The organism is Ferrithrix thermotolerans DSM 19514, assembly GCF_900128965.1.
GTDB lineage: Bacteria > Actinomycetota > Acidimicrobiia > Acidimicrobiales > Acidimicrobiaceae > Ferrithrix > Ferrithrix thermotolerans.
Genome location: NZ_FQUL01000029.1, coordinates 18,067 through 30,279, shown reverse-complemented (window position 1 = coordinate 30,279; position 12,213 = coordinate 18,067). Strand labels below are relative to the sequence as shown.

The window sequence follows — 12,213 nt, the reverse complement described above, 5'->3', positions numbered from 1 at the left end:
CAGAGAGGCTTATCGAGATCAAAGTCGGTAAGCGTCAAGATGATACGCTGTCTCGGCCCCTTCTCACTTCGATAGGACTCGATCAACTGATACTTGGTGTAGGTCTTTCCCGTCTTGGTCTTGGTGTCGACGGCCCTGATATAGATAGGACAGATGCTACCAGTGGATACACATAGATCATGCAAATCATACCGACTATATAAATCCTTAGGCCACTACACGACAAACCAAATATACCCCGCCTAGTATCCCACCAGCCCAAACCTTACAACACCCCTGTGGATAACACCTTCACACCCCTAGATATCCACAGGATGGACATGAATTCGGGAAGAAATTGCGAAAGTTGGGTTAAGCCGATATTATCTGAAGCAAGACTTAGAGGCAGGCGTCTTAGGAGGGTCTATCTTGTAACAACAAGTAAATGCAAAAGGGGATAAATCATCGCATGAAAAAGCGTCAAAGAACCTTTTTTGTGGTTGGATGTAGCGTGCTTGTTTCGGCATGTGGTTCTGGGACATCCGCTGTCTCGGCACCTGGAGGCCAAGTTCAATCTCATCAGATCTCTAAGCAACAGCAAAATAAAAAGAAGATGACGTCTATAGAGTTTAGTCTAACTCGACTTCTAGCCTCGACGCAGGCTACCTACTACTCCGACGCTCGACTCAACCACGTTCCCGCACTCATAACAGGGTCTAACGAGAGCCAGTTCGTGGCAGCAAGGAGTACACCGGTCTTCTTCAACGGACACTACTTCGCCCTGGTAGCTTATCCATGGGCACCTGATCATCTACCCATAAAGATCTACCAATACTCATCAAAAGGCCTGTGGGAAACAGAAGCCGCACTTAGCGCACCCTTTGGCTTTCCAGACGGAGAGATATATCTAGCCTTTACAAAGATTCCAGTAGCGAGGCTATCTGGACTATCGAGTCCCGCCTTTTTGGTTCAAGAGACAGGAGGCGGTTGTTTCCGAGGTGCCGTGATCGCCTATATCGAGGGAAACTGGTCCTTACTGAATGCTCCAAATGCGGCGAACCAGGAGAGTCCGGAGATAGGAGGCGATCCAATCTTTCGGCATGGATACCTATTTACGACTACCGTTTGTGGTGCTAACCCAGCCTACACTGGCAATACGGTCACATGGTGGAGGGTCAACTCACATACCCAAGACTTCGTAGTTGTGCGCGAGGAGACTGTCGGTGCCAACAACAAAACAAAGTCTGATTCAAAGTCATAGTAGAAATAGTACGGACATAAGTCCAAAGTTGCCGTCACCCCTAACGCAAGCCCTAGCGAGCCGCTACGTTCTCTATAGTTGTCACCGAAACTTCGGCGACGGCCTTAGAGCACTCCGAGGAAATAGATCCTTGAGGTGAAACGCAACTAAAAGATTTGTCCTTAGCTTGGGAAAGGAACCTTACGTGGGATCCACAAGCGCCAAGGTCATACTCCTTAAGCTGCGGTTTCAACTTCCACCACCAAACAGAAAGATTGCAGTTTCTTCGGCGCCGATGCGACTCCCCGGAACTAACAGTCCCTCGACATTGACGCTCAAGTAATACAAGTAAGATTCTCTTTAGATGACTATCCCTCCGTTATATGAGCTAGAACACCTAAGCAAATCGTTCCATTCTGACCAAAGAGAAGTAGTTGCACTTTCAGACATCTCGTTAGTCATCGAAGCAGGTGACTCTTTAGCTGTAATAGGTGAATCTGGGTCGGGAAAAAGTACCCTTGTTCAAATTCTTTGCGGTCTTACAAGACCGACCTCTGGCGAAATAAGGTTCCAGGGACAAAAAGGGGACATAATCAAACTCACCAAAGGTCGCGTGCAGCTCTTGCTCCAGGACCCAAAGGACAGTTTTGATCCAACTTGGACTGTGGGACGCTCCATTCTTGAACCACTTCACCTAAAGTTCTCAGAGTCAGAGGGCTCACAGTTACTTGCAGAAGCCTTTGAAAAGGTGGGGCTCTCCCCGGTGCTGGCGTCAAGACGGCCAAGCGAGCTATCCGGTGGTCAGCTGCAGAGAGCTTCGATCGCACGAGCGTTGACGACGAGGCCGGATGTGCTCGTAGCGGATGAACCACTGAGCTCCTTGGATGTCGTATCGAAATTAAAGATAGTGGACACCATCCAAGAGGGTTTTCTTAGAGATGGAGGAACCTTGGTTATAGTATCTCACGACCTAAGCGCAGTTCGCTCGCTCTCAAAACACACCGCTGTTATCTTGCGGGGAGAACTTATAGAGTACGCAGACACCGAGGAACTCTTTGAAAGTCCGAATCACCCATACACCAAGGAGCTTATTCTCTCCGCATCTTCTGGTTGGATGTAGGGGAATTTGCCTCTTGTATAGGCGACCCAACACGCAGCGGCGTTAGCGCATCTTCAAAGATCTGCCTACAGCCAGCACAGATATTAGGACTCGCCCTTGTGATCATGATCCATCTAGAATAAGAATGTGTCTACCTACCTTACAAAGCGTGAAAAGCAGATCGGTGCTGCTATCGCCGTGTTCACCCTTGCCGGATTTCTCTTTACCTGGTTACCATTCATCGTCTCGCCAAATACGTATAAGGCTGCCAAAGGGGCACATCCTCTTGAGTATCTGCTGGTTGGAGTTGCGATGGTCGTGGCGGCACTAATTGGACTGCTTTTCTCAAGACGTCTAATCGGCGGAGCTTTGTTTATGATCTTGGCCTTTGGTCCCTGGGGTAACAGTATCCTACTGGGGTTTCCTGCCCTTGCATTTGGAGCCTTCACTGCATTCAAAAGGGACCCAAAGACCATCGCAGCGAGACGCGAGGAGGCAGAACGGCGCCGGGAAGAGAGACAGGCTGCCAAGTTAGCCGCAAAAACGGGTTCAAAAGGCGGCAAACCAGTCCCCGCCCCATCCAAAAGGTACACCCCTCCCCAATCATCGCGTAGGAGAACAAAGAAAAACAACTAGCCTAAGCTTGCTCAAAGTTGCACTTTATCTGATTTAGAGGGTGAGGAAGTTTGATTCTTGAGGGGCTTGAGGGCAAAACCGTCTTTATAACTGGGGGCACCGGTTTCGTAGGCACCGCCCTTATCGAGCGCATTCTGCGGACACTCCCTAATACAGACGTAGTTTTGCTGATAAGAGGTGGAAGAAGATCCTCCCCCGAGGCTCGCTTCCAAAGGGAGATACTAAAGAACAACTGCTTCGACTCTTTGCGCGACCGTATTGGATCGAAAGAGTTCGACGCCTTAGTTCAAGAGCGCATTCGAGTGGTCTCTGGTGATGTCTCCAAAGATGGTCTTGGCCTATCGGACAAAGACCTTGCGATCCTTGGAGAATGTGACATCGCAATTCACTCAGCAGCGACAGTGAGTTTTGACGCTCCGCTGGACTCTGCGGTTGAGGTCAACCTTCTTGGTCCATCAAGAGTTGCTAAAACCTTCAACGATGCTCCATCCTCTCGAGAAAATCGGCACTTCATAGCGGTGTCAACCGCCTATGTGGCAGGGTCAAGACGAGGTGATGCCCCAGAGATCTCGCTAGCCAACAATCCTTTGTATCCAGACGTCAACTGGAGAGCAGAGGTAGATGCAGCCAGGCAGCTACGTGACGAGATCGAACGCAAAAGCAGAGATCCAAAGAACCTAGAAGAGTTTCAGCGTCGATCTCGTAGAGAGGTAGGCTCAGCCGGCGTGGCCATACTTGCTGAGCGATGTGAGAAGTTGCGCAAAGAGTGGGTTAGGACAAAGATGGTCGAACTCGGTCGAGCGAGAGCATCCAGCCTCGGCTGGCCCGACGCATACGCTTACTCAAAGGCTCTGGGGGAGATAGCACTGAGTGAAGCCGTATTAGACATCGGAGTCTCCGTTGTTCGGCCGTCGATTATCGAGTCATCTCTGATACAGCCTTTTCCCGGCTGGATAAGAGGCTTTCGCATGGCTGAGCCTATTATCATCTCATTCGCAAAGGGGTTGTTGAAGGAGTTTCCAGGTGTGCCAGAGGGTGTCATCGACGTCATTCCGGTCGATCTCGTCGTATCCGCAATCCTTGCCGTAGCTGCCAAAGGGGCAGATGAAAGAACCAACTACTACCACGTCGCCTCTGGTTCAGTAAATCCATTGCGTTACGAGTCCCTGGTGAATATGGTGAGGGACTACTTTCAACAAAACCCTCTCTATGACGATAAAGGGCAGCCCATATCGCTTCCAAAGTGGTCTTCGCCTGGACGAAGCAAGGTGCAAAACGAGGTAAATCGTGCAGCGAAAGTGTTAGGTGTCCTAGAAGACGTGTCGTCGCTTCTGCCCCTAAGGGGATCGAGGTTAAACTTCACCAAAGATCTCGAGTCAAAAAGGCTTGAGGTTGAAAGAGCCCTCACCTACGTCGAGCTCTACGGCTCTTACGCAGAGTGCGAGGCAAACTACTTGGTAGATCATCTTGATGCGCTCAAGACTCACCTTAGCGATACGGATCTGGAGTACTTTAACTTCGACCCCAGACAGGTTGTGTGGTCTGAGTTCGTAAGCAAGGTACACCTTCCCTCTGTGGTAGAACACTCAAGGGTAAAGACTCACCCAGAAAAGACCTCAACGTCTTCCAAGAGACGGTCCGAACGGCAGTTGAGGTCTATCCTTACCGACGAGCCCCGACTGGTAGCCTTTGACTTAGAGAACACCGTCATAGCCGCTAACGTGGTGGATTCCTTTGCTTATCTTGCCACCCGGAGGTTGAAGGGCTCCGAGAAGGTAGCACTTGTTGCATCTCTCTTGGCCGAGGCTCCTTCACTACTGTCTTTAGACCGGAAAGATCGTGGGGAGTTTCTAAGGTACTTCTACCGCCGTTACGAGAACGCCGAAAGCGAGTTGCTTAAAGAGGACTCGTGGTCGTTGCTGAATGAGTATCTGTTGACAAAAGCCTTTCCTGACGCAATATGGAGAGTCCGTCAACACAGAAGACTTGGACATAAGACCGTCCTAATTACCGGTGCTTTAGATTTCGTCGTGAGACCCTTGGAACCGTTATTTGATGAGATCGTTAGTGCCGAGATGACCGAGTTTGACAACGGCACCCTAACTGGTCAGGTACCCGGTACGCCGCCAATCGGCGAAGCTCGCGCAGAGATACTGTCCCAGCTCGCCCGAAAATATGGCCTATCGGACGACCAGACCATCGCTTACGCAGACGGCACATCAGACCTTCCCATGCTCGAGCGGGCAGGTACCGCGGTATGTGTCAATCCTGAGGTAAAGCTCCTCAATATCGCTCGGCGGCGAGGATGGCGGATAGAGAACTGGTCTAGAGCTAAAGGTGCATCCTCCATCTATCTGCCTATAGCAAAGGTGAACCAGTAGAGATGAGATCACTTGTTATAGAACAGAATCTAAGACGAATGGCAAGCGCGAAGTTGCTCGCTGGCACCTCCGCCACAGCGTCACTTAAGTGGGGACCGCTGTCGATAAAGGACGTCGACCCTCCCGGCCTACCAAACTCTCAATGGGTAAGAGTTCGCCCACTGCTAAGTGGTATCTGTGGTTCTGACCTTGCAACCGTCTTTGCATCTACGACTCGATACTTCGAACCACTAGTCTCGTTCCCCTTTACCCCCGGTCACGAGATCGTGGGAGTATCGCTCGACACAGGTACTAGAGTCGTCGTCGAATCAGCCTTGACGTGTAAGGCAAGAGACCTACCTCTTTGCAGATTCTGCCGAGACGGAAAAGATGAGTTATGCGAGTCGGTAGCGGCAGGGAATATAAAAGAGGGAATTCAGATCGGGTACTGCAAGTCAACAGGAGGTGGATGGTCGCAAGAGTTGGTAGCGCACCGTTCACAGCTTTGGCCGGTGGATGACTCACTATCCGATGAGGACGCAGTACTAGTCGAGCCTTTGGCGTGCGCACTTCACTCTGTACAGTCTACGGTGCTTCATGGCACGGAAAACGTTGCAGTTGTGGGAGCCGGGACGGTGGGCTTACTAACGCTTGCCTCCTTGGCGTACCTATTTCCAAAGCTATCGATCAGCGTGGTCGCAAAATACTCAAGCCAAAGAGCTGCCGCAAGCCGACTGGGGGCAACTCAGATAGTCGCCGAGGATGAACTAGAACGCTCCGCCAGACGCCTAAGTCACTCATTTCGCAAAGGCGGCTGGCTGTCAGGGGGATACGACGTTGTCTTTGACTGCGTAGGAAGTAGCAAGTCGCTTTCGAGTTCCATCAGCTCTGTTAGGCCTGGAGGTCAGGTCGTGGCGGTGGGAATGCCTTCCCAGGTAGACATAGATCTAACGCCTCTCTGGCACAGAGAGGTTAGCCTAAAGGGCAGCTACGCATACGGTGTCGAGGTGCTCCCCAAAGAACGCTTTACACACCTTGACCTTACCGAGTGTCTGTCTGCAACAGAAGATAGAGACGGCCAAGTCTCCATACGCACCTTCGACCTAGCGCTTTGTGCTATGAAGACGCTAAGACTTGGTTGGATGGTTAGCCACAGATATCCGCTTGAGAACTACGTCGACGCTTTAGAGAAAGCAGCTCGAGCTGGGAGTCACGACGCTATCAAAGTAGTATTCGACCTGCGTAAATCCAAATCAGTTTGGAAAGGAAAAGATGACCTCTAGGCCAGGATTTGTACTTGAAGTCGATCGGTCTACACCACCAATTTTGATGTGGCACGGAAATAGTTACCGGTTAGAGCGGTTTCCCAAAGGCGCAAGGATACTATATCCTCCCGAGCCTCAGGAGCCAATCAAGGATCCAAAGTCAGCGATCGCCCAGGCCCTTGAGAGTCCGACTGGTGACTCCAAGCCCCTGTCGGCGCTACTGCATAAAGGTATGCGACTCGTAATCGCCTTTGACGACGTCTCCCTACCTCTACCACAGATGCAGGCCCCAGATGTCCGTCAGATGGTCATCGAGGCGGTACTGGAAAAGGCCGCTGAACATGGTGTCGATGATGTATATCTCATCGCCGCTCTTGCTCTTCATCGACGCATGACCGAGGGCGAACTACGTCATGCTCTCGGGGCTCGGGTGTACGATGCATTTCATCCAAGAAAGCGCCTATTGCAACATGACGCTGAGGACCCTTCAAACCTGGTGGATCTCGGCACCACAGAACACGGGGAGGTCGTAGAGATCAACAAACTCGCTGCTGAGGCTGACCTGTTGGTGTACGTGAACATCAACCTGGTATCCATGGATGGGGGGCATAAGTCGGTCGCTACCGGCCTCGCCTCGTACCGTTCAATCCGTCACCACCATAACGTAAAGACAATGGTTCACTCAAAGTCCTTTATGGACATGCACAACTCAGAGCTACACACCTCAAACTGGCGCATGGGGCGCCACATTGCGTCTCAAGGAGTAAAGATCTTCCAGATAGAGACCACCTTAAACACCGACACCTTTCCCAAGCCCTTTGAGTTCCTCTCTAAGCGTGAGTGGGAGTGGAACCTCAAAGACAGGACCGCTTTCATAGCGTCCTCCACCTCTCTGCAAGCATCGCCAGACTGGATAAGCAGGGACATAATGCATAAGATACGCTCTCCGTACAAACTAACAGGCATCAACGCCGGGGAGGTAGAGGCGGTTCATGCAAAGACGTTGGACAAAGTCTTCTCTCAGCAGCTGGTAAATGTTGAGGGGCAAAGCGATATCTTGACTATGGGCCTTCCATTCGTTGGACCATACAACGTCAACTCGATTATGAATCCCATTCTCGTCTACTGTCTGGCACTGGGATATTTTTTCAACATGTACATCGGGAAACCACTTGTTCGGCCAGGTGGTGTTGTGATAATCTCCCATCCCAACAAGGCAGAGTTCGATCCAGCGTTCCATCCCTCTTACATAGACTTCTACGAGCAGGTGTTAACCGAGACAACCGACCCCAAAGAGATTGAAAAGCGATTTGAAGAGAGCTTTGCGAATGACCCTTGGTACATTCATCTCTATCGCAAAGGCAACGCATACCATGGTGTCCACCCCTTTTACATGTGGTACTGGGGAGCACACGCTCTTGATCATCTAGGTGGGGTTATCATTTTAGGAGGCGACCCCAAAGCTACAAGAAGGCTTGGTTTTCAGCCTGCCTCTACGATGATGGACGCCATCGAGATGGCTAAGTCTGTCGTGGGACCAGATCCCTCTATTACCCATCTCCACTCACCCCCTCTTGTGATGGCAAAGGTGATATAGTCATGTCTAAAGAGCTACCCAAGATCACCAAAGTGCTGTCGGAGTTCCCTTTTCGAAGAGCAAAGGTACCTGGCACGCTACCTGTAGAGCGCTACAAAGACCCACTAGGTACATCTTTTGACACAGAGTGGGCCAGGAAGTATCCCATTCGTCTACTGCGAGCCTTGCTCTTGGACAACCTGCTACGCCCAGCGACCAAGCTAATAGCGTCCCCAGAGGTCTATGGACTAGATAGGGTCAACGATCTAAAGGGTCCACTCATATTTGCGAGCAACCACGCTAGCCACTTAGACACTCCCCTACTCCTTTGCAACCTACCAGAACGTTTTCGCCATCGTTGCGTTGTCGCAGCCGGTGCAGACTACTTCTTTGACAGAAGGTGGAAGTCTTATCTGTGGTCAGGTTTACTGGGTGCAATCCCCATCGAACGCAATCGTGTAAATCGACGGTCAGCTGAGCTATCAACCGAGCTGATAAGAAAGGGTTGGTCACTTTTGATCTTTCCAGAGGGAGGTCGCACACAAGACGGCCTAGGTCAGAGCTTCAAAGGTGGTGTTGCCCAACTGGCGCTAAAGAGCGGGACACCTGTGGTTCCGATCTACCTTGAAGGAACCTTTGAGATACTTGGTAAGAACTCCGAGAGAATACGGCCAGGAAAGACGCGCATCGTCTTCGGCAGTCCAATAGACCCCACGGACAAAGATGCACGCAACCTTACCAAAGAGATAGAGGCAGCGGTCGCTGTACTGTCCCGCGAGGTTCACGATAACTACTGGGATGCCCAACTCGCAAGATATCAGGACGAACATCTAAGCCTCACACCCAAGGATCGAGGTAGCTGGATTGCAGAGTGGAACAGAAGCGCGCAAGCACCCAAGCGCCATACATCCCCCAAGTGGCCCAGGTACTTCGGTTCGAGTAAAAAAACTTAGCCTATTGGCAATCAGCGCTTGATCAGTCTTAGAGCACTTGTAGACGTACTCGCTCCTGCAGCGGGAACGAGCGCAGACACAAACTCGGTCTTTGGCCCGGGAAACACAAACTCTGATAGTAGTACTGGATGACCCATAGTGTCAAAGGTTATTCTCTCGCAGCGAAGGGCAGCGGAACGGGGAGGGACCTGTAATATCTCTGCGTCGGAGTCGCTCATCAAGGAGGCAGCTATCGTTTGAACCGCAGAGGTTAGCGGTCTAAGCAAAGACGGCGAGTTGCTCAGGAGCTCATAGAAAGACTTATCTTCAAGATCGCTTAGCGAGAAGTCCTTGGCCAGTTCAATACTCAGCCAAACAGTGACCCGAGCAAATGGCACTCCATCCGCTAGATTAAGCCTTTCTACCTCTAAGAGTTCACCAGACCCCAAAACCTCTTCTTGTCTTCCTGAAGCAACTACTCGGCGTGAAGATAGAACCTTCCTCGTTGGCTCCATACCAACGTTCTCTAGCTGCTCTTCAAGAGTTATGAACGCACCGAGAGACTGAGGAACCGGTTGAGGTCTTACCAACCACCCACTCCCATGTCGAGGCTCAACAAGTCCTTCTTCCCTCAAGGTCTCAAGCGCTTTTCGAACGGTCACCCGCGAGGCGTCGAACCCTTTGGACAAGCTTGACTCAGAAGGGAGAAGCTCTCCCTTTACGTATGCTTCGCTCTCTATCGCTAATCGTATCTCTTGCGCTATCTTCAGATAGCGCGGCAGTCTCACATGTCTTATACTTGTATTATAACATAGATCTGAAGGAGAGACATATGACATTAGCTAGCTCGTCTACCGACATCGCATCTATCCAACAGCTCTATGAGACCCTGACTCGTAGCTACGAGGTGGCGAGAGATAGGCTGGGTAGACCGCTCACCTATGCAGAAAAAGTTCTGTTCGCCCACCTTGACGATCCCAGTTCAGAACCCTTTGTAAGAGGGATGTCTTACGCCCAGTTCAGACCGGATCGCGTTGCGATGCAGGACGCAACCGCACAGATGGCACTTTTACAGTTCATGACCGCAGGACTCGATGAGGTAAAGGTCCCGTCTTCCATCCACTGCGATCATCTAATAACGGCTCAGCTCGGAGCCGATCAGGATCTTCAAAGCGCCGAGGTCTCAAATAAGGAGGTCTACGACTTCTTAAAGTCTGTGGCAGCAAAGTACAATATCGGATTTTGGCAGCCTGGATCAGGAATTATTCACCAGGTAGTTCTTGAACAGTATGCGTTCCCCGGGGGTATGATCATCGGTACCGACTCCCACACCCCAAACGCCGGTGGATTGGGCATGGTAGCCATCGGCGTAGGTGGCGCTGACGCTGTCGACGTCATGGTAGGCGATACCTTAGAGCTGAAGGTTCCAAAGGTCATAGGAGTAAAGCTCACCGGAACGTTAAGTGGCTGGTGTTCCCCCAAGGACATAATCCTACGAGTCGCCGAGATCCTTACGGTAAAGGGGGGGACCGGTGCAGTAATTGAGTACTTCGGCGACGGTGCTCGAAGCATATCTGCCACTGGCAAGGCCACGATCTGCAACATGGGAGCCGAGATCGGAGCCACCTGCTCCATCTTTCCCTTTGACGACCACAGCGCTTCGTACCTAAGAAGCACCAAGAGGGACGAGATAGCAGAACTCGCCACTAGATATTGTCACCTTCTACAAGCCGACCCTGAGGTCGAAGACAACCCTGAGCAGTACTTCGATCAAGTAATTGAGATCGACCTCAGCAAGCTCGAACCGAACATCGTTGGGCCCCATACTCCTGACCTTGGAAGAACGGTCTCTCAGATAGGAGACGAAGCGGAACAAAATGGATGGCCGACAGAGCTCTCGTACTGTCTCGTTGGATCCTGCACCAACTCTTCCTACGAAGACATAGCTCGCGCATCACACGTAGCCAGGCAGGCTATAGCCAGAGGACTCAAGGCAAAGGTGCCACTCTTAGTCACACCAGGTTCAGAGCGAGTACGCCGAACAGTAGAGCGCGACGGACTCCTAGCTCCCCTGGAGGAGATTGGAGCGATAGTTCTGGCAAACGCCTGTGGACCCTGCATCGGACAGTGGAAGCGTACCGACGTGACTGAAGGAGTCAAAAACTCCATCCTCACTTCGTACAACAGAAACTTTCCAAAGAGGAACGACGGTCTCGCCTCTACCTACGCCTTTATCGCATCGCCTGAGACGGTTGTGGCGTACGCTCTCTCTGGGACCCTGAAGTTCAATCCGCTTCTTGACGCGTTAGACGGAACCGTGCTTGAACCTCCCGAGGGAGAAGAGCTACCGGTTTCTGGCTTCGAACCAGAAGGATCAGGGTTTATAACGCCTCCAAACGACAGAGCCTCTGTCACCGTCACCATACGACCCGACTCCGAGAGGCTTCAGGCACTTGAACCGTTTGAACCCTGGAACAAAGAGACGTTCATCGGCCTTGCGGTTCTAATGAAGGCAGCGGGAAAGTGCACAACGGATCATATCTCGGCCGCAGGACCCTGGCTTAGGTACCGGGGGCACCTCCAAAACATCTCAAAAAACCTCTTTTTGTCGGTCAACAACGCTTTCTCTAAGCGCCCTGGTTATGGCATCTGCAAGGTTCACAACCAAGAGGAGCCGTTACCTGAGATCGCTAGCCATTACAAAGAAGCTGGAATGTATTGGGTCGCCATCGGCGACGAAAACTACGGCGAGGGTTCATCTAGGGAGCACGCAGCATTAGAGCCGCGTTACATGGGTGCAAAGGCGATCATCGCCCGTTCATTTGCCCGGATCCACGAGACAAACCTCAAAAAGCAGGGCTTACTGCCCCTCACCTTCGCTGATCCTGCGTTTTACGAACATATCGGTCCATACGACACGATAGACATCTTGGATCTAGAACGTCTAACGCCCAACAAGGCGATCGACTGCCTCCTCCACAAGCCAGATGGGTCGACAGAGAGCTTCAGTGTGAATCACACCATGAATGAGCGACACATTGAGTGGTTTCGAGCTGGTAGCGCGCTAAATGTAATCAAGCAAGAGCGGCGAGCTTGAAGGCTGGCGAGGCCTTTTTATGCTAAGGA

Annotated in this window: 9 protein-coding genes and 1 pseudogene; 8 read left to right on the top strand and 2 right to left on the bottom strand. The window is 51.5% G+C overall.

The window, feature by feature from the left end:
* Nucleotides 1–448: 448 nt before the first annotated feature.
* The 7 genes from BUA24_RS08930 (at nt 449) to BUA24_RS08900 (ending at nt 9,108) form a co-directional block, all read left to right on the top strand.
* Nucleotides 449–1,240, top strand: a complete 792-nt coding sequence (locus tag BUA24_RS08930) for a hypothetical protein (protein WP_143146486.1) — start codon at nt 449–451, stop codon at nt 1,238–1,240.
* A 343-nt stretch (nt 1,241–1,583) separates the two neighbouring features.
* Nucleotides 1,584–2,339 carry an ABC transporter ATP-binding protein gene (locus BUA24_RS08925; RefSeq protein ID WP_084660372.1) on the top strand — a complete coding sequence of 252 codons (756 nt, stop codon included), beginning with the start codon at nt 1,584–1,586 and terminating at the stop codon, nt 2,337–2,339.
* A gap of 126 nt (nt 2,340–2,465) precedes the next feature.
* Nucleotides 2,466–2,954, top strand: a complete 489-nt coding sequence (locus tag BUA24_RS08920) for a hypothetical protein (RefSeq protein WP_072791528.1) — start codon at nt 2,466–2,468, stop codon at nt 2,952–2,954.
* Nucleotides 2,955–3,004: 50 nt separating this feature from the next.
* Entirely contained in the window at nt 3,005–5,335 is a 2,331-nt protein-coding gene (locus BUA24_RS08915; protein ID WP_072791525.1) for an HAD-IB family phosphatase, read from the top strand.
* 2 nt (nt 5,336–5,337) lie between these two features.
* Complete coding sequence (locus BUA24_RS08910) at nt 5,338–6,597, top strand: zinc-dependent alcohol dehydrogenase (RefSeq protein WP_072791522.1); 1,260 nt, start codon at nt 5,338–5,340, stop codon at nt 6,595–6,597.
* The gene (larAH, locus tag BUA24_RS08905; RefSeq protein WP_072791519.1) at nt 6,587–8,176 is read left to right on the top strand and encodes an NPN-dependent hydroxyacid isomerase, LarAH14/15/16 family; all 1,590 of its coding nucleotides are present in this window, start codon (nt 6,587–6,589) and stop codon (nt 8,174–8,176) included. Before BUA24_RS08910 ends, larAH begins: the two co-directional genes overlap by 11 nt.
* A 2-nt stretch (nt 8,177–8,178) precedes the next feature.
* Complete coding sequence (locus BUA24_RS08900) at nt 8,179–9,108, top strand: lysophospholipid acyltransferase family protein (protein ID WP_072791516.1); 930 nt, start codon at nt 8,179–8,181, stop codon at nt 9,106–9,108.
* A gap of 11 nt (nt 9,109–9,119) precedes the next feature.
* On the opposite strand, the gene BUA24_RS08895 is transcribed toward BUA24_RS08900, so the two are convergent.
* Nucleotides 9,120–9,677 carry a GntR family transcriptional regulator gene (locus BUA24_RS08895; RefSeq protein WP_245790392.1) on the bottom strand — a complete coding sequence of 186 codons (558 nt, stop codon included), beginning with the start codon at nt 9,675–9,677 and terminating at the stop codon, nt 9,120–9,122.
* Nucleotides 9,678–9,683: 6 nt separating this feature from the next.
* Nucleotides 9,684–9,926: pseudogene (locus BUA24_RS13425) on the bottom strand (GntR family transcriptional regulator); the annotation flags it as partial.
* Here BUA24_RS13425 and BUA24_RS08890 point away from each other — a divergent pair.
* On the top strand, nt 9,920–12,184 hold the full coding sequence (locus tag BUA24_RS08890; RefSeq protein ID WP_072791511.1) for an aconitate hydratase: 2,265 nt from the start codon (nt 9,920–9,922) through the stop codon (nt 12,182–12,184). The pseudogene BUA24_RS13425 and the gene BUA24_RS08890 sit on opposite strands and share 7 nt — an antisense overlap.
* Nucleotides 12,185–12,213 lie beyond the last annotated feature (29 nt).

Bases quoted from the DNA above. Each gene is read 5' to 3' on its own strand.
- BUA24_RS08890 (WP_072791511.1), top strand. From the start codon at position 9,920: ATGACATTAGCTAGCTCGTCTACCGACATCGCATCTATCCAACAGCTC.
- BUA24_RS08925 (WP_084660372.1), top strand. From the start codon at position 1,584: ATGACTATCCCTCCGTTATATGAGCTAGAACACCTAAGCAAATCGTTC.
- BUA24_RS08900 (WP_072791516.1), top strand. From the start codon at position 8,179: ATGTCTAAAGAGCTACCCAAGATCACCAAAGTGCTGTCGGAGTTCCCT.
- BUA24_RS08930 (WP_143146486.1), top strand. From the start codon at position 449: ATGAAAAAGCGTCAAAGAACCTTTTTTGTGGTTGGATGTAGCGTGCTT.
- larAH (WP_072791519.1), top strand. From the start codon at position 6,587: ATGACCTCTAGGCCAGGATTTGTACTTGAAGTCGATCGGTCTACACCA.
- BUA24_RS08910 (WP_072791522.1), top strand. From the start codon at position 5,338: ATGAGATCACTTGTTATAGAACAGAATCTAAGACGAATGGCAAGCGCG.